The organism is Micrococcus luteus NCTC 2665 (assembly GCF_000023205.1).
GTDB classification, from domain to species: Bacteria; Actinomycetota; Actinomycetes; order Actinomycetales; family Micrococcaceae; genus Micrococcus; species Micrococcus luteus.
Map to the genome: position 1 here is coordinate 614,014 of NC_012803.1, position 22,093 is coordinate 636,106.

Consider the following 22,093-nt stretch of genomic DNA (forward strand, 5'->3'; position numbering starts at 1 on the left):
GTGGATCCAGCGGGGGAGGGCGGACACGAAGCGGTGGGGACGTGGTTGACTCTCCGGGTGGACGCCGATGACGATGGACCTGAATGGTGAAACCGCGTCATCTTGCCGCCGCCAGCGCCTCCCCGGTCTGCGACCCCATGCCCATCGACCTCGCCTTCGCTTCGCGCCTATGCAATGGTCAGCCCGTGACGCTGGAGCTCAACTTCTTCCAGCCCTTGGCGGCCCTCAACGGCACCGCCACGGACGTGTACCTCAGCGTCAGGAACATTTCTGGCTGCGCCATCGAGTACACGGCCGCGAACCCGCTCCTGTTCGACATCCAGGTGCGCAATGACAACGTCGTCAACGACAACAGACGCAAGCTCACCCGGGTCGCCTCATCGTGGGACGACATCCGGAACTCCCAGATCCACCACTCCAACGTGGCCAATCAGCCGGTCGGCAGTGTCAGCTCCGCGATCGTGCGGGATCTGAGCGGGCCCGGCGACGACGTCCATGAGCCCGGCGAGGAGGCCGACATCGTCTTCGGCCTCGGCGATGGAGCCACCGGTCGCGGCCGCTGTAACAACGAGCTGACCGCCACGCCCCGTCCCGCCCTCGCGGGACGGGCAGGTCCTCTACACGGTTGGCGGCGGGGCGGGGCACGGTGTCATGGAAACTAGACTCACGTTGCGGAAACTAACATCACAGTCAGGTCGCGGACGCCGTGCCGGTTCATCATGAGCCCGGTCTGCCCAGGATGAGGAGTGCTGATTGCAGTGAAGGTTGTCATCATCGGTCAGGGTTACGTCGGACTGCCGGTCTCCATGAGAGCGGTCGAGGTCGGCCACCACGTCGTGGGCCTGGACCTGAGTGAGTCGCGTACAGCGGATCTACAGGCCGGGCGGTCGTACGTGGAGGACATCTCGGACGGGGACGTCCAGGAGGCCCTCCGTTCCGGCCGGTTCCTGGCCACCCGGGACTATGACGACGCCGCCGGCTTCGACGTCGCCGTCATCACCGTCCCGACGCCGTTGCGCGACTCCCTGCCGGACCTGAGCTTCATCGAGTCGGCGGGCGCCTCCCTGGCGGAGCACGTCACGCCCGGTGCGACCGTGATTCTCGAGTCCACCACCTACCCGGGCACCACGGACGAGCTGCTCGTCCCCATCCTGGAGAAGGGGTCGGGTCTGACCGCGGGCGAGGACTTCCATGTCGGATACTCCCCGGAGCGCATCGATCCGGGGCGTAGGGACTGGACGTTCAAGACCACCCCGAAGGTCATCTCCGGCCTGACGCAGGCATGCCTCGTGAAGGTCCAGGAGTTCTACGCGTCGATCATCGACAGCCCCGTGCCCGTGAGGGGCACTCGGGAGGCGGAGCTGACCAAGCTCTTGGAGAACACCTTCCGTCACGTGAACATCGCGCTGATGAACGAACTCGCGGTGTTCGCACACCAGCTCAACGTGGACATCTGGGACGCGATCGAGGCGGCCGGTTCCAAGCCGTTCGGATTCATGCGCTTCACCCCCGGCCCGGGAGTGGGCGGTCACTGCCTTCCCGTGGACCCGAGCTACCTGTCCTGGGCCGTGAAGAAGGGCCTGGGTCAGACCTTCCGTTTCGTGGAGCTGGCGAACGACGTCAACGAGCACCAACCGGTTCATGTGGTGGAGCGGGTCATGAAGCTGCTCAACCAGGATCGCAAGGCGCTCAACGGTGCCAAGGTGGCGCTCCTCGGCCTGGCCTACAAGCGTGACTCCTCGGACGTGCGCGAGTCTCCCGCGGAGGCCATCATCGACCTCCTCCACGGTTACGGCGCCGAGGTGTCCGCCCTCGACTCCTGGGTCCACGGCCGCTCCTGGCCGGATGGCGTCCGTCGCGTGGGGCAGCTCGCGGAGCTCTCAGCGCAGGATCTCGTCATCGTGGTCACCGACCATTCGGACGTCGACTACGCCGAGGTGTCCAATCTCGGCGTGCGGGTGTTCGACACGAGGAACGTTGTCCCTGCCGGTGAACGGGTGACACGTCTCTGAGACCGCATCGGCGGGGCCTACCCCAGGACCGCCGCTCAATGGGCCCCTGTCACATCCCACCCGGAAACGGGACACAATGGGGGGCGTGACCGAGGAAAACAGCACCTTCATCCCGTCCCTGACCATCATCGGCGGCGGCCCCGGCGGCTACGAGGCCGCCATGGTGGCCGCGAAGCTGGGCGCCCGCGTGACCCTGGTCGAGCGCCAGGGGGTGGGCGGCGCGGCCGTCCTCACGGACGTGGTCCCCTCCAAGACGCTGATCGCCGCCGCCGACTCGATGCGCCGCGTGGGCGCCTCCGTGGACCTGGGGGTCGACCTCGGCGGGGCCGAGGTCCACGCGGACATGGGCCGGGTCGGCCACCGCATCCTGAACCTGGCCCACGAGCAGTCCTCGGACATCCGCGCGGGCCTCGAGCGGGTCGGTGTCCGGGTGATCGACGGCGTGGGCCGCGTCGTCGGCCCCCACGAGGTGTCCGTCCGCGCCCTCGACGACGCCGACGCCGGCGCCGAGCCCGAGATCATCACCTCGGACGCGATCCTCGTGGCCGTCGGCGCGAGTCCCCGGGAGCTGCCCACCGCCGTCCCGGACGGCGAGCGGATCTTCAACTGGAAGCAGGTCTACAACCTCAAGGAGCTGCCCGAGCACCTGATCGTCGTGGGCTCCGGCGTCACCGGCGCCGAGTTCGCCTCGGCCTACAACCGCCTCGGCGCCAAGGTCACCCTCGTCTCCTCGCGCGACCGCGTGCTCCCCGGCGAGGACGCCGACGCCGCAGAGCTGCTCGAGAAGGTCTTCGAGGGCAACGGCCTCAGGGTTGTCTCCCGCTCCCGGGCCGAGTCGGTCGAGCGGACCGAGACCGGCGTGCGCGTGCACCTCTCCGGCGAGGGGGCCGAAGACACCCCGTCGATCGAGGGCTCCCACGCGCTGGTGGCCGTCGGCGGCGTGCCGAACACGGCGGGCCTCGGCCTCGACGACGTGGGCGTGAAGCTGGCCGACTCCGGCCACGTGCTCGTGGACGGCGTCTCCCGCACGTCCGTGCCGAGCATCTACGCGGCGGGCGACTGCACGGGCAAGCTCGCCCTCGCCTCGGTGGCGGCCATGCAGGGGCGCATCGCCGTGGCCCACCTGCTCGGCGACGCCCTCAAGCCGCTGCGCCCGCACCTGCTGGCCTCGAACATCTTCACCTCGCCGGAGATCGCCACCGTGGGCGTCTCGCAGGCGCAGGTGGACTCCGGCCAGTACCAGGCGGACGTGCTGCGACTGGACTTCCACACCAACCCCCGCGCCAAGATGTCCGGCGCGGAGGAGGGGTTCGTGAAGATCTTCGCGCGTCAGGGCTCCGGCACCGTGATCGGCGGCGTGGTGGTCTCGCCGCGCGCCTCCGAGCTGATCTACGCGCTCGCGCTCGCGGTCACGCACAAGTTGCACGTGGACGACCTCGCGGACACCTTCACCGTGTACCCGTCCATGTCCGGGTCGATCGCGGAGGCGGCGCGCCGCCTCCATGTGCGGGTGTGAGCACCGTGCGTGTCGCGATCTTCGCCCACCGCTTCCTCCCCGAGACGGGAGGGATCGAGGTGACCGCGGACGTTCTCGCGCGCGGCTTCACCACACGGCACGGTGCCGAGGTGCTCGTCGTCACCCGGAACCCCGCTCCGGCGGAGTTCGACGCCACGTTGCCCTACCGCGTCCTGCGCGAACCGTCCCCGGGCGAGCTGCTGGCCGCGGTGCGCGGTGCGGACGTGGTCTTCCACAACAATGCCCTCATGCAGTTCGCTTGGGCGCACCTGGTGGTGCCCCGCCCGTGGGTTGTGACCATGCGGGCTGTCCTCCGCGTGCCGGGCATCCCGCTGAGCCGGAGACGGAAGGCGGTGCTGCACGTCAAGCAGCGGCTCATCCGCCGGGCCACCGTGCTGGCCGCGAACAGCGAGATGATGTCCGCGGACATCGGCGGCGGCGCGGTGGTGGTCCACAACTCCTACCGGGACCACATCTTCCGTACCGAGACACGCGTAGAGGATCGCGACCGGCGGCGAGTGGCGTACATCGGCCGTCTCTCCCCGGACAAGGGGATCGATGTGTTGCTGCGCGCCGTGGCCGGAGTCGGAGAGCGAGGTGTCCCGCTCCACCTGGACCTCGTGGGCTCCGGAGAGGAGGAGACGCGGCTGCGCACACTGGCCACAGAGCTGGGCCTCAGGGGCCGCGTGGAGTTCCACGGAGCCCTGACCGGGCCCCAAGTGAACACCGTGCTCAACCGCGCCGCCGTCGCCGTGCTGCCCTCAGTGGGCCTGGAGACCTTCGGCACCGTGGTCCTCGAGGCGCAGGCGGCCGGCTGCGCCGTCGTCGCCTCACGGATCGGCGGGATCCCGGAGGCGCTGAACGGCACCGGCGTGCTCGTGGAGCCGGGCGACGTGGCCGCGTTGACGGAGGCCCTGCACGCGCTCGCCACCGACGACGCCGCGTTCGCCGCGGCGCATCGCGGTCGCGAGGAGAACGTCTCGGCCCACCGCACCGAGGTGATGGTGGACCGCTATTGGGAGCTCGTCCAGCAGGCGCATCGGGACGGCCGCGTGATGGTGCGCCGCTGACAGCTCACCAGACGCGGTCCGGGGCCGGACTTCGAGCCGGCCCCGGGACAGGATGCGGGAATCGCAGGGTGCGTGCGCGCGTTCAGCGGGTGGCGGCGCGGCGCTCCCGGGCCGAGGTGACGGTGTCGAGGTCCGTGTGCCGGGTCTCGGGGGAGAGCACCAGTGCGATGACGGTGATCGCCGAGGCGGCGGCCAGGTAGTAGCCGACATAGGAGACGTCGAACTTCTGCACCAGCCAGGCGGCGATGAACGGGGTCAGCGCGGCGCCGAGGATCGAGGACACGTTGTACGCGATGCCGGAGCCGGTGTAGCGGGTGTTCGTGGGGAACAGCTCAGGCAGCACCGCGGACATCGGCCCGAAGGTCAGGCCCATGAGCGTCATGCCCGTGGCCAGGAACGCCACCATCAGCGGCACGTTCAGCTCCGCGCCCACACCCATGTTCTCCGGCGCGAGCCACAGGCCGAACGAGAGGCCGAACAGCACCATGAGCACAGAGATCACGATCAGGGTGGGGCGGCGGCCGAAGCGGTCCGCCAGCAGGCCGGAGACCGGCACGAACGCCGCGAAGAACAGGATGCCGACCAGCTGCAGCACGAGGAACTCGGCGTAGGGGACGCCCAGGAAGCCGTTGGCCGGCTTGCCGATCGCGTAGGAGAGGATCCACGTGGTCATCAGGTAGAAGAGCACGTAGGTGGCGTACATCACGAAGGTGCCCAGGATCAGCTCCCACCAGTTGCGGCGGAACACCTCGCCCAGCGGCGCCTTCACGCGCTGGTCGCGGTCGAGGGCGCGCTGGAAGACCGGGGTCTCCTCGAGCTTGACGCGGACGTAGAGGCCCACGGCCACCATCACGATCGAGAGCAGGAACGGCAGGCGCCACACCCACGTGAGGAACGGGCCGTCGAGCACCGGGCTCGTGGAGTCGTGGCCGAACCCGAGCACGAGCGTGAGGAACAGGCCGTTGGCCAGCAGGAAGCCGATCGGCGCGCCGAGCTGCGGCCACATGGCCGCCTGCGCGCGCTTGCCGTCCTTGGCGTACGCGGTGGCCAGCAGGGCGGCGCCGGACCACTCGCCGCCGAGCCCCAGGCCCTGGAAGAAGCGCAGCAGCGTCAGCATGGCCGGCGCCCACAGGCCGATCTGGAAGTACGTGGGCAGCAGGCCGATGAGGAACGTCGCGATGCCCATGGTCAGCAGCGAGCCGATGAGCGTGGTCTTGCGGCCCACGCGGTCGCCCAGGTGGCCGAAGACGACGGCGCCCAGCGGCCGGGCGACGAACGCCGCGCCGAAGGTGGCCATGGAGGCCAGCAGGGCCGTGTTGTCATCACCGCCCGCGAAGAAGATCAGCGGGAACACCGAGACGGCGGCCGTGGCGTAGATGTAGAAGTCGTAGAACTCGATCGAGGTGCCCACGAGCGAGGCGATGATGACCCGCGAGCGGGGCACCTCCTCCGCAGCGGCGACCGCGTCCGACGTGAGATCGGTGGTGGCGGTGGGGGCGCCCGGGTTCGCGGGCGGGGTGGAGTGGGACATGGTGTCTCCCTGGTATGACGGGCACAGGGGGTCGCGAGCGACCACGATGTGAGACGAAGATGCGTGTCAGGCTAAGCCTCATCGCGCCGATCTGCGAGAGTCACATCCCCGTCGTCCACCATGTGGAACCAGCCGGCGACGACGGCGCTCCCCGCCGTCATCGCCGGCGGCTCACTCCGCGTCGGCGATGGAGGCGATCACCGTGCCGGCCGTGACCGTCTGGCCCGGCTCGACCTCGAGCCCGCTGACGACGCCCGCGCGGTGGGCCGTGAGCGGCTGCTCCATCTTCATGGCCTCCACGACCACGATCAGGTCGCCCTCGGCCACGGTCTGGCCGTTCTCGGCGGCGACCTTCACCACGGTGCCCTGCATCGGGGCGGTCAGCGCGTCCGTGCTGACGGCCGCGGCCACCGGTGCGCCGCGCTTGCCGCGGGGCCGGCGTCGTCCCGCACCGGCCCGCTGGGCGGCGCCGGAGATCGTGTGCAGGGCCTCGCCCCACGTGGGCAGGGTGACGTCCACGCGCTTGCCGTTGACCTCCACGGTCACGGTGTGGCGCGCCTCGCGGGGGGCCGGCTCCGCCGGGGTGAGGGCGCTCGGCTCGATGTGGTTCGCGAACTCCGTCTCGATCCACCGGGTGTGCACCGAGAACGGCTCCTCCGAGCCGGCGATCTCGGGGGCGAAGGCGGGGTCGCGCACCACGGCGCGATGGAAGGGCAGCACCGAGGGCATGCCGACGATCTCGGCCTCGCGCAGGGCGCGGGCGGCGCGCTGCAGGGCCTGGCGGCGGTCCGCACCGGTGACGATCAGCTTGGCGACCATGGAGTCGAAGGCCCCGGAGACGGTCTCACCCTCCACCACGCCGGAGTCCACACGCACGCCCGGGCCGCTGGGCATGCGGAACGTGGTGAGCCGGCCGGGGGCGGGCAGGAAGTTGCGGCCCGGGTCCTCGCCGTTGAGGCGGAACTCGATCGAGTGGCCGCGGGGCTGCGGATCCTCGTAGCCGAGGGCCTCGCCACGGGCCAGGCGGAACTGCTCGCGCACGAGGTCGATGCCGGTGATCTCCTCGGAAACCGGGTGCTCCACCTGCAGGCGCGTGTTCACCTCGAGGAAGGAGATGGTCCCGTCCTGGCCCACGAGGAACTCGCACGTGCCCGCGCCGACGTAGCCGGCCTCCCGCAGGATCGCCTTGGAGGACTCCACGAGGCGGGCGTTCTGCTCGTCCGTGAGGAACGGCGCCGGGGCCTCCTCCACGAGCTTCTGGTTGCGGCGCTGCAGCGAGCAGTCGCGGGTGGAGATCACGACGACGTCGCCGTGCACGTCCGCCAGGCACTGCGTCTCCACGTGGCGCGGCTTGTCCAGGAACCGCTCCACGAAGCACTCGCCCCGGCCGAACGCGGCCACGGCCTCGCGGACCGCGGACTCGTAGAACTCGGGGATCTCCTCGCGCGTGCGGGCCACCTTGATGCCGCGGCCGCCGCCGCCGTAGGCCGCCTTGATGGCCACCGGCAGGCCGAACTCGTCCGCGAACGCGACGACCTCCTCCGTGCCGGTCACGGGGGAGGTGGTGCCCGGTGCCAGCGGGGCGCCGACCTTGGTGGCCAGCTGGCGGGCCGAGACCTTGTCGCCCAGCCGGTCGATCGCCTCGGCGGGCGGGCCGATCCACACGAGGCCGGCGTCAGCCACGGCGCGCGCGAAGTCCGCGTTCTCGGAGAGGAAGCCGTAGCCGGGGTGCACGGCGTCCGCGCCCGCGCGCTCGGCGGCGTCGAGGATCTTGCCGATCACCAGATAGGAGTCGGCGGCGGTCTCCCCGCCGAGGGCCACGGCCTCGTCCGCGAGCGTCACGTGCAGGGCGTCTCGGTCCGGCTCGGCGTAGACGGCCACGGAGGTCAGCCCCTCGTCTTGGCAGGCCCGGATGATGCGCACGGCGATCTCGCCGCGGTTGGCGATCAGCACCCGGGAGAACCGGCGCTCCGCCGCGGGGTCGACGGGCGGGACGACCGAGGCCTGCGGTGCGTCGGCGATGCTCATGGGCGATGGACTCCTCGGACGATCACGGCTGGGGGTGGGGCGCCACGTCCGGGGTCGTGCCCCTCACCCGGTGGGGTGAAGGGCGCGGGACGGCGCCGACTCTGACCAGCACCCTACTCGTTGTGGCGGAACCCTCCGAGGCACGCGGCCCTGTCGCGCCGGATCAGCGCTGCGCGTTGGAGGGTTCCCACAACCGGGTGAGGTCCTGACCCAGGGCCGCCGTGGCCCGCCGCAGCCATGCCACGGACAGCCCGATCACCGCGTTGGGGTCCCCGTCCACGCCGTCCACGAGGGCCGCGCCCGCGCCGTCCACCGTGAACGCGCCCGCGCAGTTCAGCGGTTCGCCCGTGGCCACGTAGGCCTGGATCTCGGCCTCGGTGACGGCGCCGAAGCGCACGACGGCGGACACCACGCCCGCCTCCGCGGCCATCCCGGACCCGACCCCGGGCTCCGGCAGCACCAGGCCCAGCCAGTGGCCCGAGTGCAGCACACCCTCCCGGCCGGCCTGGGCGCGCCAGCGCTCGACGGCGACCTCGGGCTCGTAGGGCTTGCCGTGGGCGCGGCCCTCGAACTCGAACACGGAGTCGCAGCCGAGCACGAGCGTGGGCGTCTCGACGCCGGCGGCCGCCACACGGGCGGCCACGTCGCGGCCCTTGGCCTCCGCCAGCAGGCCCGCCAGCTCCGCCGGCGACGGGTCGCCCGCCGCCGCGCCCACGGCCGCCTCGTCCACCCCGGAGACGACGACGCGGAACGGCACCCGCGCCCGGGTCAGGACCTCCGCCCGGCCGGGGGAGGCCGAGCCGAGCACCAGCCGCAGGCCCGTGCCGGGGCCGGCCGCGCCGTCGTCGCGCGGGATCACGCGAGTGCCTCCCGCAGGGTGTCCAGGCCCATGCCGCCCAGGCGCAGGGCCCGGGTGTGGAAGGCCTTGAGGTCGAAGTCGGCGCCCTCGGCCTGCTCGTGCTCGGCGCGGATCTGCTCCCAGATGCGCTGACCCACCTTGTAGGCGGGCGCCTGCCCCGGCCAGCCGAGGTAGCGCGTGAACTCGAAGCGGCGCTGGCCCTCGGAGATGTTCAGGTGCTTGGCCAGGAACGCGTAGCCCTTCTCCGGGGTCCACGCGCCGCCGCCCTCGGACTCGGGGGCGTCGAAGCCGCAGTGGTAGCCGATGTCGAACACCACGCGGGCCGCGCGCATGCGCTGCATGTCCAGCATGCCGAGGTGGTCGCCCGGATCGTCGAGGAAGCCGAGCTCCTCCATGAGCTTCTCCGCGTACAGCGCCCAGCCCTCGCCGTGGCCGGACGTCCAGCAGAAGCTGCGGCGCCACAGGTTGAGGTTCTCCCGGTTCATCATGGCGGTGGCGATCTGCAGGTGATGGCCCGGCACGCCCTCGTGGTAGACCGTGGTGGTCTCCGCCCACGTGGTGAACTCGTCCTCGCCCGGGGGCACGGACCACCACATGCGGCCGGGCCGGGAGAAGTCGTCCGAGGGGCCGGTGTAGTAGATGCCGCCCTCCTGGGTGGGGGCGATCATGCATTCGAGCCGGTCCATCGGGGCCGGGATCTCGAAGTGCTCCTTCATGGCCTCGACCGCGTCGTCGGAGAGCCGCTGCATCCACGTGCGCAGGGCCTCGGTGCCCTTCAGGGTGCGCTCCGGGTCCGCGTCCAGGATCGCGCGTGCCTCCTCGATCGTGGCGCCCGGCCGGATGCGCTCGGCGTCCGCCTGCTGCGCGGCGATGATGCGGGCCAGCTCCTCCTGGCCCCAGCGGTAGGTCTCCTCGAGGTCGATCTCGGCGCCGAGGAAGACGCGGGAGGCCAGCCGGTAGTACTCGATCCCGACGCCGTCCACCTCCGGGGCGTGAGGGCGCAGCTCGGCCTCGAGCGTGTCCGCGAAGTCGCGGTAGGCCTGCGCGGCGGCGTCCGCGCCGGAGCGGATGCGGGCGGCCAGGGCGTCGTCCACGACGTCGGCTGCCTCGGCCCGCTCGACCAGGCCCGGGAAGAACCCGCCCGCGGCGCCGTGGGCGCGGGCCTGTTCCACCACGATGTCCACCTGGCGCACCGCGGCCACGTGGCCGGCGTCGCGGGAGGCGAGCAGGGACTCGGTGTAGCCGCGCAGGGCGGCCGGCAGGTTCTCGAGGCGGCCGGCGATGTGGCCCCACTGCTCCGCGGTGTCCGTGGGCATGAGGTCGAAGACCGCGCAGATGCCCTGGGCAGGGGAGGCGATGTTGTTCAGCTCGGTGCGGCCGGTCGCGTGGATCTCGCGCTCGAGGCCGATGCGCTCCTGCATGGCCGCCTTCGTGACGCGGTCCGTCTCGTCCTGCGGCTCGAGCGCGGCCAGGTCCTCGAGCAGGCGGGCGTTGAGCTCGTCGTCGGCGCGGGCGCCGGCGGGAGAGAAGTCCGTGTACTCGGTCTCCCGGCCCGGGAAGCCGAGCTCGGTGGCGGTGTCCGGATGCAGGGCGAGGAGGTCGGTCACGTAGCGCTCAGCGAGCGCGTCGATGGCGGACGGGGTGCGCGTACCGGTGGGCACGTCAGAGGTGATGGGGGTCATGCCAGGATCCTACGGTCGGGCGGGCCCGGAGAGCCGCCCGGCTGGCATAGGGATAGCATAGGGGCGTGAAGACCTCGTCCAAGATCGCGCTCCTGGTTCTGCTCGTGGTCGCCGGTGCCGCAGCCTTCCTGGCACTGAATCGTCCCGTAGTCTCCCCCGCGGCGGAGGCGGAGAACCGTTCCCCCGTGCCGGTGCACAGCTATTCGGCCGACACCCGGCCGACGGTCGAGGTCTATGGGGACTCGATCGCCGTGGCCGACTCCCCAAATTTTGCAGGTGCGGAGTCGGGGCCGTCTTCATGGACTAGCTACATCAACGACGAGGGGTTGCGCTTCGTTGGAGGGTCTGCTCAGGGCGGCCGGACCTCCGGCGAATCCCGAGGTGAGGACAGGGGTATTCTAGCCACGTTCGTTGTCTACGCTTTCGGGACAAACGACCTGAGGACGGATGTCCCCTTCGAGGAATTTGCTTCCAACGCGCGTGAATTCGCGGATCTGCAGGACCCTCGTGAAATGTTCGTCGTCGTCGCCCTGGGCCCTATGAACGACCGCCCTCAGGACGAGGTCGAGGAGTGGAACGCCCGACTGGGGGAGCTCGCGTCCGAGGAGGGATGGACCCTTGTGGATCCCTGGGAGGGAATCCGCGGCGATGACAACGCATACGTGGAGGGATTCAACCAAGATGCTCTCCACCCAAATGAAGAGGGCGCTGCTCTGTACGCACAGAACATGGCCGAGCAGCTCCTGGCCGCGTATCAGGGCCGGGACGGCCAGGAGTGAGCCCTGGACTGCAGGAGACTGCGGGGGTCGTGTTGTTGGTACCGTTCGCATGGCCCTGCAGATGCCTCGGGGTGCGTTTCCCGCGTGAGGGTGAGTGAGTGGGTTTTCTCGTCGCATTGAACAGGGATCGGGACTCCTATCAGGTGCCCGTCGCCCTCGCGGAGGCGAACCAGCTGACGCGATTCGTCACCGACTACTACCACGGCAAGCCCGGGCAGGTGTTGCCGTCACTGCGGCATCGCCGGGCGGAGGCCATCCGCCCGAGCCAGGTGGTCACCTCCGCCGGGGCGTTCGTCACGCAGCTGCCATATGAGGTGATGCGTCGCGTCCGTCCCACGGACTTTCCGTCCGAGCGCGTGGAAGGTGCCCTCGGCGCCACCGTGGCCCGGGTCGCCCGGCGCCACCCGGACCTGGACCTGCTGCTCTACTCGGGAAGCGCACGCCAGGCATTCGAAGGGCCCTCGCGTGGCCGGCGGATCCTCTTCCAGTACCACCCGTCCCCGCAGTTCATCGAGCAGACGCTCGCCGAGGTGGATGAGCTCGCCGGGCTCCGGCCCTGGTGGGCCGAGGCGGAGGTGGACAACCCCGGCCTCGAGGCGAAGCACCGTGCGGAGGTCGCCGCCGCCGACTCGGCGATCTGCGCCTCCGAGTTCACGCGGCGCGGTCTCGTGCAAGGCGGCATGGCCGAGACCGACGTCGCCGTCGTCCCCTACGGTTCACCCGCGCCGGACACCGGCCCTGTGCCCGAGCCGACCGCGCAGCAGACCTTCTTGTTCGTTGGCCAAGGGGTCCAGCGCAAGGGGCTGCATCTGCTGGTGGAGGCCTGGCGGCAGGCCGACCTCGGGGACGCCCGCCTCGTGGTGGTGGCGTCCCGCCTCGATCCGGAGATCGAGCGATTCGCCGAGGGGGCTCCGCGGCTGGACCTGCGGGGCCGTGCCGACCGTGCCGAGCTCGAGGATCTCATGCGCACCTCGGACACACTCGTGCTGCCGTCCGTGGTGGAAGGGTTCGGCCTCGTGCTCGGCGAGGCGCTCGCACACGGCGCGCGCCTGATCGCGTCCTCCAACACCGGCCTGTCCGGTATGGGTCTGCCACCCCACCTCGGCCGCGTCGTGGAGGCGGGTAAGGTGGCTGCGCTGGTCGCCGCCCTGGAGGAGTTCCGCGCCTCGTATGATCCCGCCCGGTCCTATCGCGCCGATGCGCTGCGCGAGGCCGAGCGCCTGTCCTGGGCCGGCTTCCGTCAGGGAATCCGAGACGCTGTTGGGATCGGGGGAACGCGATGACCCCCCGCCGCGTGCTGTTCGTCCTGGCGCGGGACCCGCTGGCGGTGCGCACCGGCCGCACGGCCGTGCTGGAGACCGCCGTCCAGAGCCTCGTAGACGCCGGCCACGAGGTGACCGTCGCTGCCGTCGCCTCGGGCGATCCGGGCACCTGGATGGGCCTTCCGCTGCACCGGGTGAGCCCGCCGGGCCTCGCCGCGCTGCCGTTCCGGGTGGTCGCGGGCACCGCACGACTGCACGCGCTCAACGAGGCCGTGCTGAACGGGGCCGGGGTGCGCCGCGCCGTGGCCGCGCTGGCGGCGGACGCGCCGAACGTGGTGTGGGCGGTGGACTTCCAGTTCGACGCCGACGAGCACGGACGACCGATCAAGATCTGCTCGATCGTCGACGAACACACCCGGGAGTGCATCGGCGGGCTCGTGGAGCGCTCGATTACCGCCGACCGACTCACCGCCCACCTCGAGGACCTCGTCGCCGCCCGGGGCGCCCCGGCGGTGCTCAGGTCGGACAACGGGCCGGAGTTCATCAGCGAGGCGATGGCCGACTGGGCCGGCACCCGCACCGGCCTGTCCTACATCCCTCCGGGCTCGCCGTGGCGCAACGGGTACGTCGAGTCGTTCAACAGCCGGATCCGCGACGAGTGCCTCAACATCAACAGCTTCTACTCGCTGCTGCACGCACAGGTCATCATCGGCGACTGGAAGGACGAGTACAACCACCACCGCCGGCACTCCTCGCTCGGCTACCTAACCCCAGCCGAGTACGCTCGGCAGTGCACCCATCAAATGGAAACCGACGACTCACAGAACGTCCGGACCGAATGAAGGGGGCGGCTCATGTGCACCCCGGACTTCGTTGCTCGCCGTGAGTTGAAGCGTTGTCGTGTGGGCCGAGCAAAGGTCTAAGCTGTAGCGGGACAGCGGGGCGCCGCCTGTGAAGACCATATGGATATGATTCAATAGTCCTTCGATGGTTTCCGCCCACACGGGGTGTGGCAGGCTCGTGACGCGTCATAAGGCATCGCGTTGCCCACGATGTTGGTCGGTTCACCTAGTTACGCAGAATCGCGCGGATGACACTGTCGGCCATGTCACAGAAGTGGGTCGGGTCGCGCCAGGACTAATCGAGGAGTTCTGAGATGACGGAAAAGCGTGTTGCCCAGGATGGTGGGCCCGGTTCCACGTGGCTTGTGACCGGCGGCGCCGGTTACATCGGCGCCCATGTGGTGCGCGCGTTCCAAGCGGCAGGAATGGATTGCGTCGTCGTGGATGACCTGTCCACTGGCCACGCCGAGTTCGTCCCGTCGGATGTGCCCTTCCTGCGGGGCGACATCTGCGAAACCGCTGCCCTCGCCGCATTCATGCGCTCGCACAACGTCGGCGGCGTCGTGCACGTAGCAGGCTTCAAATTCGCCGGCGTCTCCGTGGAGCGTCCCCTGATCACGTACCGAGCTAACGTCCAGGGGGTCGTGAGCGTGCTGGAGGCCATGGAGGCCGTGGGTGCCCGCCTGATGGTGTTCTCCTCGTCTGCGGCCACGTACGGCTCCCCGACGACGCCCCTCGTCACCGAAGATACGGAGACACATCCGGAGTCGCCCTACGGCGAATCGAAGCTGATCGGCGAATGGCTGATGGCTGACCAGGCGCGCGCGACGGGCCTGCGGCACACGAGCCTGCGCTACTTCAACGTCGTCGGCTCGGGCCACCCGGACATCTACGACTCCAGCGCGCACAACCTCTTCCCGCTGGTCCTGAAGGCCCTCGCCGACGGTGCCACACCGGTGATCTTCGGGGACGACTACCCCACTGAGGACGGAACATGCGTCCGGGACTACGTCCACGTGCAGGACATAGCGCAGGCCCACGTCGTCGCAGCACGGGCACTTCGAGACGGTGTGCGACTGCACCCGGTCTACAATCTGGGGTCCGGGGACGGAACCTCCGTCCGCCAGATCATGGACGCCATGAGCCGCGTGACGGGCACCCCGTTCGTCCCTGAGGTGCGGGCGCGGCGCCCTGGCGACCCTGCCCGCATCGTCGCGGACGGGACACGGGCCGCGCGGGACCTCGACTGGCGTATGCGGTACTCGCTGGACGAGATGGTGCGGAGCGCGGTGCGCGTTGCGGATCACTCCCGCTGACACCCGTGGGGTGAAGTTGTTCCGTATCGTTCTACAGACCGCGTGTCAGTGACGCGCGGCGCAAGCTGAGTCGTGATGAGGGACGGTGGAGAGCGGTGAGTGATGGTTCTGCTGGGACAACACCTTTCAGGGTGCTGTTCCTGTTGGCGCGAGACCCGCTGGCGTCCCGGACAGGACGCATCGCCGTCCTCGAGACCGGCGTCAGCGGACTGGTGGAGGCGGGCCATGACGTCACCGTCGCGACCATCTCCGAGGGCGAGTCGGGGGACTGGCTCGGACGGCCCCTGACGCGCATCGCTCCGCCTCGGCTGGCTGGGCTCCCTCTCAGCGTCCTGGGTCATCTCGCCCGGCGACACTCCCTGAACGAGGCCGTGCTCGACGGCCGGAGGGTGCGGCACGAGGTGCGTCGCACGGTGAGGCATGTGCGTCCGGACGTCGTCGTCGGGGACGGCATCCGGACCTGGCCCCTCCTTGAGGACGTCCGGGTGCCGACCGTCCTGCACCTGGATGACCTCCTCTCCGACCGCTACCGCTCCGCGGCCTTCAAGGACGGCAACGACTCCGTGCTCGGCTACTACGGCGAGCGACTCCCCGGCGCCGTGCGGGGGGCCGCCGAACGTGCCGCCCACCGCGCGCTTACCCTGGAGGGAAGGCTGGTGCACCGGCGTGAGATCGCCGCCGCGCGGGCCTGCACTGTGCCCGCCATGACGTCCCGCACCGAGGCGCGGATCCTGCGGGACCGTGCCGGGTGCCCGGTCGTGGACCTGCCCATGGCCGTGGACACGCGCACGCCCGGCACACCGTCCGAGGCGCCGGCCGGTTCCTTCGCCTTCCTCGGCGTCCTTCACTACGGGCCCAACCTCGTAGCACTGCGCCACCTGCGGGACGAGGTCATCCCCGCCGCGCGGGCCCGTGGGCTCGACCTCAGCGTCACGGCCTACGGCAAGGGGGCCGACGACCTGCGGGACGAGTTCCCTGGCTCCACGGGCGTGATTCTCGCCGGGTACGTGGACGGCCTCGGTGAGGCCCTGCGACAGCACCGCGGGTTCCTGTCCCCGGTGCTCTCCGGTGCGGGGGTCAAGACCAAGGTGCTGGACGCCATGAGTGTGGGTCTGCCCGTCGCCGCGACGCCGCTAGGTGTGGAGGGAATCCCTGTCACGGCAGGGGTGGACGCCCTGGTGGGGGACACTACGGAGGAGCTCGTCGAACACATCCGCGCTCTCATGGAGCAGCCGGAGCGCGCGGACCGGATCGGCCGGGCAGGATGGGAGCTGCTGCGGACGACGCTCTCCGCGCAGCGGGTGCGGAGCGCATGGGACGATGCTGTCAGGAGCGCGGTTCGCCATGGGCCCGCCACCGACCGGCCCGGCGCGGTACCGCGGCCCAGAGCATAAAGGAACCCACGATGACCTCACCGCTCACCGACGTCACCGACCTCCTGACCCGACGTCCACTGGGCTCCGAGCTCCAGGCGTCCGGCCTCGGGGTAGGCACCGCACGGCTCGGCGCCTTCTGGCAGGGCCGTGGTGTGCGCGAGGGGGCCCGCACCCTCGAGGCTGCCCTGGACCTGGGGGTGACCCTGGTGGACACCGCCGACGTCTACGCCCGGGGGATCGCTGAGCGGCTCGTGGGCCGTGCTGTTGCCACCCGGCCCGATGTCGCTGTGATGACCAAAGCGGGGCTGCTGAAGACCCCGCAGGCACTGGTGGCGGCATCCCGTGCAACCGGCACCCGGCCGTCGCCGTCCGGGCTCAAGACCTCGGCCGCGGCGGGTCGCTGCTTCCACCCCGGGTACCTGCGCTGGGCCCTGGAGGGCTCGCTCCGGCGGCTGCGGATGGAGCACATCCCCGTCTACCTCCTCCACGAGCCGGAGCTCTCCGACGTGCAGGACCCTCAGGTGGTGGAGGCCATGACGGGGTTCGTCCGCGAGGGCCTCGTCGGGGCCTGGGGGGTGTCCACCCCGGACCCCCAGGTGGCCGTGGCGGCGCTCGACCTGCCTGGCACTCCGTGGGTGCAGGCGCTCGCCGGGCCGGACCACGCCGCGCTGGCGGACCGGCTCACGGAGCATCCCCGCCGGGGCCAGGCGGTGCTGGTCGGCATCGGCGCCCTCGGAGACGGCGCCCTCGTCCCTGAGCTCGCGGAGCGGACCGGTCTGCCCGGGTCCGACGTGGTGGTGTCTCTGCTGGACCGGGCCATCGTCCGAATGCGGCCGGACGCCGTGCTGCTCGGTATGAGCACCGCCGAGCACGCTGTCCGCAATCTCGCGCGCCTGCGGGCGGGGGCGCCGCTGCTGGACGGCCCCACCCTCGAACGCCTGCTCACCCCCGGAGAGGAGCCCACCGCATGAGCACCCTGGACGCACGCACCCTGCCCGTCGGCGCCCACCTGAGCGCCGACGTCGTGGTGATCGGCACGGGCCCCTCCGGGATGACCGTGGCCCGTGAGCTCGCCGACACCGGCCGGGACATCCTGCTGCTCGAAGGTGGTTCCCTGGACGTGGACGCGGAGCTGCAGGACACCCTGAAGGGGGATGCACACTCGCAGCGCGCCGAGCCGCTGGAGAAGGCCCGGCAGAAGGGCCTGGGCGGGGCGAGTCATCAGTGGGGCGGGCGCACCGCGCCGTTCTCCCCCCTGGACTTCGAGGCTCGCCCCGGGCTCGGCATCCCGGAGCCCTGGTCCTTCAGCCGGCAGGACCTGGAGCCGTACTACCGCCGGGCCGCCCAGGCGCTCGACCTGCGCCGCTACGAGTGGGACGCCGCGACCGCCCTCCCGGGGGACCCGGAGCACCTGCTCGGGCGAGGCCAGGACATCGTGGAGGACACCGGACTGTGGCGCTTCTCCCCGCCGGTGCGCTTCGGGGACGTCTACCGCCGCGAGCTGGACCACCGTGCCAACCTGCGCCTGCTGCATCACGCCAACGTCGTGCGCCTGGTGGCGGAGGAGCGTGCGGACGCCGGAGACGCCGAGGTCACGCAGGTCGTGGCCGCCTCCGCCCCCGGCCGGACCTTCACGGTGACCGGCCGGATCGTGGTGGTGGCGGCCGGTGGCCTGGAGTCGGCGCGCCTCCTGCTGCACTCGGAGGTCGGGACTGCCCATGACCAGGTGGGCCGGAACTACATGATCCACCCCATTGCCGAGGTCGGGGAGCTGCAGCTGAGCGACCCGCACTCGGCGGACACCGCCACGCGCTACGTCAAGTCCCATGACGGCGTCTGGGTGCGTCGCCTGCTGACGCTCACCGAGCGCGTCCGGCGCGAGCAGGACCTGCTCCACATGGGTTATGCCATCTGGTATGAGGACCCGATGGACCCCTCCCACGGGGACCCGCTGCTCTCGGCCTACGTCCTGGCCCGCAAGGCGCTGATCCAGCTGGACGGTTTCAAGTCCGCCGGCATGCATCGGCGCTTCGCCGCGGCCGGCGGCACCGCGCAGCACGTGCGCAACGTGGCGTTGGGAGCGCCCCAGCTCGCGGCCTTTGCATACACGTGGGCCCGCGACCGCTGGGCTGATCCGCGCACGCTCCCGGCGTTCACGCGCCGTTCCAAGCAGGGTCGCTACCGCATCCGGTTCGACGCCGAGCAGTCGCCCTCGCCGGAGAACCGCGTGACCCTGTCCCGGGATGAGCGGGACGCCTTCGGCGTTCCCCGGCTGCACGTGGCCCACCGGGTGGGGGACACGGACCGAGAGAACTACCACCGGTCCCTGACCCTCCTGGCTGAGGGCTTCGCGCGCTCGGGCTTCGGCACCTACACCCCGCCGTCCCTGGACCACCTGCTCTCCCTGGAGCTCACGGACGCCACCCACCAGATGGGCCTGGTGCGCACCGGCACCCGTCCGGAGACGTCGGTCGTCGACCCGGACCTGCGGGTGTGGGGAACGCGTAACCTGTACATCAGCTCCACCGGCGTCTTCCCGACCGCGAGTCATGCAGGGCCGACCATGACGGCCGTGGCGGTGGCGACCCGCCTGGCCGACCACCTGCGCCGACGTCTCGTGGCCGGAACCGGCGCCGTCATCGATCACACGCGCCCGAGGCGCGAGGAGGGACCAGCATCATGAAGGATCTGACCGGGTTCACTGGAGTCGGGTATGACAAGGGCCGCCCCAAGGTGGTGCAGGCCGCCTGGCTGGCCGTCCAGGGAGCGGTGCTGCAGCACTGGTGGTGCCCAGCTACGCTCCGCACCGCGACCCTCCGGGCGTTCGGGGCCGAGATCGGCGAGGACGTGCTGGTGAGGCACCGGGTGCGGATCCACTGGCCGTGGAAGCTCTCGATCGGGGACTCCTCATGGATCGGCGAGGGCGTCTGGATCCTCAACCTGGAGCCCGTGGAGATCGGCAGCAACACGTGCATCTCCCAGGACGTGTTCATCTGCACCGGGTCCCACCAGTTCGACGACGACCACTTCGAGTTCGACAACGCCCCCATCCGCATCGGCTCCCGCACCTGGATCGCCGCCCAGGCGACCATCCTGCGCGGGGTGACCATCGGAGACGACGTCCTCATCGGGGCGAAGTCCCTCGTGGTCAAGGACGTGCCCAGCGGGCACAAGGTCGTGGCCCAGCTCGGGAAGCTCCTGCCCCCCAAGCTGCGGGACGCGGTAGACGCGCGGGTCGGCTCGCCGGACGGGGAGAAGGCCGCCGCGCTGTGAAGATCATGCACGTCGTCACGCTCGTGACCCCGGACGGGTCCTTCGGCGGCCCACTCCGGGTCGCCGTCAACCAGGTGCGTGCGCTGCGGGCGCGAGGCCACCAGGTGGACCTCGTGGCCGGCGCACAGGGCTTCGAGGGCCCGTTGCCGCACGAATACGACGGCGTGACCGTCACCCTCTTCCCGGCCCGACAGGCGGTGCCCGGCACCGGCTTCGCCGGGCTGGTCGCCCCGCGGCTCACGGCTTTCGTGGCCCGCCGGGCGCCCGAATACGACGTCGTGCACCTGCACCTGGCCCGCGACCTCGTAGCCTTGCCCACGGCCCTGGCCGCCGCTGCGCGGCGGGTACCCCTGGTGGTGCACACCCACGGCATGATCGACGCCTCGGACCGGCTCCTGGCGAAGCCGCTCGACCTGGCCATGACGCGCCCCGTGATGCGCAGCGCCGCAGGGTCGATCGCTCTCGTTCCCCGAGAGAAGACCGATCTGCAGGAGCTGTTCCCGCAGCTCGTGGAGCCCGTCGTCCTCCCCAACGGCGTCCCGCCCACGGTGGAGCGCGCGGTGGAGCAGCGCGCCGGCGCGGCGGCGGAACACCCGGAGGTGCTGTTCCTGGCGCGGGTGGCCGCGCGCAAGCGGCCCGTCGAGTTCGTGCGGGCGGCCCAGCTCCTCGCCCCCGCATTCCCGGCCGCCCGGTTCACGCTGATCGGCCCAGACGAGGACCGCGGCGACGCCGTGCGCACGGCGATCGCCGAGGACGACGCCGACGGCCGCATCGTGTGGGAGGGGCCCCTGGCCCCCGACCGGACGGCCGCCCGGATGGCCGAGGCGGCCGTCTACGTGCTGCCTGCGGTGGACGAGCCGTTCGGCATGACGCTGATCGAGGCCATGGCGGTCGGCCTGCCGACCGTGGCCAATCACGACTGCGGACTGGCGGAGGACGTGCGCGCCACCGGCGGCGCCGTCGCGCATGACGACTCGGTGGAGTCCTTGGCGTCCGCAGTCCGGGAACTGCTCACCGACCCGGAGCGGCGCCGCCGTGCCGGGGCCGCCGGCCTGGAACACGTGGAGCACACCTACTCGATGGACGCCGTGGCCCGACGCCTCGAGACCATCTACGTTGACGCGATCGGGGGGAGTGAGCCGTGACCCTGGCACTGATGGTGATGACCGGGTCCCTGCTGTTCGCCCTGGTCTTCTGGAACCGGCCGGCGGTGGTGCTGTCCGCCGTGGTGGCGGTGCGCATCCTCGTTCCTGGTATGGCGGAGGGGTTCCTCACCCCGGTGCTCCACCCCGCCATGTACCTGCTGGTGGCTCATACGGCTGTCCAAGCGGTCTTCGCGTGGCCACGCTTCCTGCGGGCGCTTCGGGCTCCCGGCATCGTGTGGATGCTGACCCTTCTCGCTGTCGTATCGCTCATGATGCTGGACGGGCTCAATCCCTATGGCCGTGGACTGATCGGCACCGCCGTGGTGGCCTTCCAGATCGTTTTGCTCCCGGTGCTGATGTTTCTACTCATCCGGGATGAGGTCCGCCACCGCCCCAGCTCCCTTGGCTGGTTCGTCTACCCCCTGCTCCTCGTCAGCGTCTTCGAGGCCGTGCTGGCGATCGTCCAGGTCAATGTCGAACGCGCGATCTTCTGGGAGGACCTCCTCTCCAACAGCTGGTTCCTCAGGGGCGACCAGATCTCCCGTGCCGTCGGCACACTGGGGCACGGGATCCAGGTGGGGACGCTGATGTCGGCCGCCACTGTGCTCACCGTGTTCGTGCGCTACGTGTGGCTCCGCTTTGGCCTGATCGTGCTGTTCGTGTACGCCACCCTCGTCGCTGAGGCGCGGGCGGGACTCGTGGTCAGCCTGCTCGGCGCCGTGGTGGTCCTGCTGGTCTCTTTGGTTCGTCGGCCCATTGCATCGGCGATGTGGGGGACTCTCGCAGGCGGCGCGCTGCTCCGGGTGCTGAACAGCGAGGCCGGCCTGGCGCTCCAGCGCAAGTTCGTCGACGACGGGTCGTCCACCCAACTCCGTGTGATCGCCGCCGAATGGTTCCTGGAGCGCTGGCCGGAGTTCTCACTGGTCGGGTACTTTGGGCCGCGGAATCTGCGCGAAGACGGGTACCTGGGCTCCTCCTTGGAGAACGGCTACTTCATCTTCGGCGTGTCCTTCGGCGTGCTGTGCGCGGTCCTCTACCTCCTCCTGCAGCTGGGCACCCTGCTGCGCGCCGTGACGCCTCGGGCGGGAAGGGGACGTTCCGCCGCGCTGGCCTTCGCGGCGGTGGCCATGCTCGTGGCTGGCGTGGGCTCCAGTGCGTTCATGGCTCAGGGCCCGGACGGATTCCTGTTCTGGGCGCTGTGCGGCATGGCGTACGCGGACGCTCGCCACATCCGACTCGGGCCAACGGAGCCGTCGGCCGCCTCGGAGCGACTGTCGCTTGCTTCTGGCGCGGTGCCTTCATCCCAGGCCGCCCCCGTGCGCCCTTGACCTGGAACACCCTCGACCTCGATTCGACCTACGGCAGACGGAGCAGTGAATGAAGATCTTGGTGGTGTCCTACT

At 70.7% G+C, this 22,093-nt stretch carries 17 protein-coding genes and 1 pseudogene; 14 read left to right on the forward strand and 4 right to left on the reverse strand.

The annotated features are described in order from the left end of the window. The first annotated feature begins 185 nt into the window (after positions 1-185). From MLUT_RS23550 to MLUT_RS14375, 4 genes are all read left to right on the forward strand, one after another. Entirely contained in the window at positions 186-662 is a 477-nt protein-coding gene (locus MLUT_RS23550; RefSeq protein ID WP_231936569.1) for a hypothetical protein, read from the forward strand. 96 nt (positions 663-758) lie between these two features. After that, positions 759-2,012 (forward strand): nucleotide sugar dehydrogenase, encoded by a 1,254-nt coding sequence (locus tag MLUT_RS14365; protein WP_010079270.1) that lies wholly within the window; start codon positions 759-761, stop codon positions 2,010-2,012. Between the two features lie 85 nt (positions 2,013-2,097). Next, the gene (locus MLUT_RS14370) at positions 2,098-3,528 is read left to right on the forward strand and encodes an NAD(P)H-quinone dehydrogenase (protein ID WP_010079269.1); all 1,431 of its coding nucleotides are present in this window, start codon (positions 2,098-2,100) and stop codon (positions 3,526-3,528) included. Continuing rightward, a complete protein-coding gene (locus tag MLUT_RS14375) occupies positions 3,525-4,598 on the forward strand; it encodes a glycosyltransferase family 4 protein (RefSeq protein WP_010079268.1) in 1,074 nt (357 codons plus the stop codon). The genes MLUT_RS14370 and MLUT_RS14375 overlap by 4 nt, the downstream gene beginning before the upstream one ends. An 82-nt stretch (positions 4,599-4,680) precedes the next feature. On the opposite strand, the gene MLUT_RS14380 is transcribed toward MLUT_RS14375, so the two are convergent. The 4 genes from MLUT_RS14380 to MLUT_RS14395 all read right to left on the reverse strand — a co-directional run bounded on the left by MLUT_RS14380 (position 4,681) and on the right by MLUT_RS14395 (position 10,698). After that, a complete protein-coding gene (locus MLUT_RS14380) occupies positions 4,681-6,129 on the reverse strand; it encodes an MFS transporter (protein ID WP_010079267.1) in 1,449 nt (482 codons plus the stop codon). A 171-nt stretch (positions 6,130-6,300) separates the two neighbouring features. Continuing rightward, the gene (locus MLUT_RS14385) at positions 6,301-8,157 is read right to left on the reverse strand and encodes an acetyl/propionyl/methylcrotonyl-CoA carboxylase subunit alpha (protein WP_010079266.1); all 1,857 of its coding nucleotides are present in this window, start codon (positions 8,155-8,157) and stop codon (positions 6,301-6,303) included. Between the two features lie 163 nt (positions 8,158-8,320). Beyond that, the gene (locus tag MLUT_RS14390) at positions 8,321-9,016 is read right to left on the reverse strand and encodes a Maf family protein (protein ID WP_010079265.1); all 696 of its coding nucleotides are present in this window, start codon (positions 9,014-9,016) and stop codon (positions 8,321-8,323) included. Then, positions 9,013-10,698 carry a DUF885 domain-containing protein gene (locus MLUT_RS14395; protein ID WP_010079264.1) on the reverse strand — a complete coding sequence of 562 codons (1,686 nt, stop codon included), beginning with the start codon at positions 10,696-10,698 and terminating at the stop codon, positions 9,013-9,015. Before MLUT_RS14395 ends, MLUT_RS14390 begins: the two co-directional genes overlap by 4 nt. Positions 10,699-10,763: 65 nt before the next feature. On the opposite strand from MLUT_RS14395, the gene MLUT_RS14400 reads away from it, so the two are divergent. The 10 genes and pseudogenes from MLUT_RS14400 to MLUT_RS14445 all read left to right on the forward strand — a co-directional run bounded on the left by MLUT_RS14400 (position 10,764) and on the right by MLUT_RS14445 (position 22,019). Next, positions 10,764-11,477 (forward strand): SGNH/GDSL hydrolase family protein, encoded by a 714-nt coding sequence (locus MLUT_RS14400; RefSeq protein WP_010079263.1) that lies wholly within the window; start codon positions 10,764-10,766, stop codon positions 11,475-11,477. A 98-nt stretch (positions 11,478-11,575) separates the two neighbouring features. Beyond that, on the forward strand, positions 11,576-12,760 hold the full coding sequence (locus MLUT_RS14405) for a glycosyltransferase family 4 protein (RefSeq protein WP_231936571.1): 1,185 nt from the start codon (positions 11,576-11,578) through the stop codon (positions 12,758-12,760). A 281-nt stretch (positions 12,761-13,041) separates the two neighbouring features. Further along, positions 13,042-13,581, forward strand: a pseudogene (locus MLUT_RS14410) (integrase core domain-containing protein); the annotation flags it as partial. 314 nt (positions 13,582-13,895) lie between these two features. Beyond that, on the forward strand, positions 13,896-14,897 hold the full coding sequence (galE, locus tag MLUT_RS14415; RefSeq protein ID WP_010079260.1) for a UDP-glucose 4-epimerase GalE: 1,002 nt from the start codon (positions 13,896-13,898) through the stop codon (positions 14,895-14,897). A 131-nt stretch (positions 14,898-15,028) separates the two neighbouring features. Next, entirely contained in the window at positions 15,029-16,291 is a 1,263-nt protein-coding gene (locus MLUT_RS14420) for a glycosyltransferase (protein WP_012750764.1), read from the forward strand. Between the two features lie 11 nt (positions 16,292-16,302). Then, the gene (locus tag MLUT_RS14425) at positions 16,303-17,244 is read left to right on the forward strand and encodes an aldo/keto reductase (RefSeq protein ID WP_010079257.1); all 942 of its coding nucleotides are present in this window, start codon (positions 16,303-16,305) and stop codon (positions 17,242-17,244) included. Continuing rightward, entirely contained in the window at positions 17,241-18,956 is a 1,716-nt protein-coding gene (locus MLUT_RS14430; protein WP_010079256.1) for a GMC oxidoreductase, read from the forward strand. The genes MLUT_RS14425 and MLUT_RS14430 overlap by 4 nt, the downstream gene beginning before the upstream one ends. After that, on the forward strand, positions 18,953-19,546 hold the full coding sequence (locus MLUT_RS14435; protein WP_010079255.1) for an LbetaH domain-containing protein: 594 nt from the start codon (positions 18,953-18,955) through the stop codon (positions 19,544-19,546). Before MLUT_RS14430 ends, MLUT_RS14435 begins: the two co-directional genes overlap by 4 nt. A gap of 5 nt (positions 19,547-19,551) precedes the next feature. Beyond that, the gene (locus tag MLUT_RS14440) at positions 19,552-20,691 is read left to right on the forward strand and encodes a glycosyltransferase (protein WP_231936642.1); all 1,140 of its coding nucleotides are present in this window, start codon (positions 19,552-19,554) and stop codon (positions 20,689-20,691) included. After that, complete coding sequence (locus tag MLUT_RS14445) at positions 20,688-22,019, forward strand: hypothetical protein (RefSeq protein ID WP_010079253.1); 1,332 nt, start codon at positions 20,688-20,690, stop codon at positions 22,017-22,019. Before MLUT_RS14440 ends, MLUT_RS14445 begins: the two co-directional genes overlap by 4 nt. Positions 22,020-22,093: the final 74 nt, after the last annotated feature.

Excerpts from the sequence above, each read along its gene's own strand:
- MLUT_RS14385 (WP_010079266.1), bottom strand. The coding sequence starts at position 8,157 with ATGAGCATCGCCGACGCACCGCAGGCCTCGGTCGTCCCGCCCGTCGAC.
- galE (WP_010079260.1), top strand. The coding sequence starts at position 13,896 with ATGACGGAAAAGCGTGTTGCCCAGGATGGTGGGCCCGGTTCCACGTGG.
- MLUT_RS14430 (WP_010079256.1), top strand. The coding sequence starts at position 17,241 with ATGAGCACCCTGGACGCACGCACCCTGCCCGTCGGCGCCCACCTGAGC.
- MLUT_RS14425 (WP_010079257.1), top strand. The coding sequence starts at position 16,303 with ATGACCTCACCGCTCACCGACGTCACCGACCTCCTGACCCGACGTCCA.
- MLUT_RS14435 (WP_010079255.1), top strand. The coding sequence starts at position 18,953 with ATGAAGGATCTGACCGGGTTCACTGGAGTCGGGTATGACAAGGGCCGC.
- MLUT_RS14395 (WP_010079264.1), bottom strand. The coding sequence starts at position 10,698 with ATGACCCCCATCACCTCTGACGTGCCCACCGGTACGCGCACCCCGTCC.
- MLUT_RS14440 (WP_231936642.1), top strand. The coding sequence starts at position 19,552 with ATGCACGTCGTCACGCTCGTGACCCCGGACGGGTCCTTCGGCGGCCCA.
- MLUT_RS14380 (WP_010079267.1), bottom strand. The coding sequence starts at position 6,129 with ATGTCCCACTCCACCCCGCCCGCGAACCCGGGCGCCCCCACCGCCACC.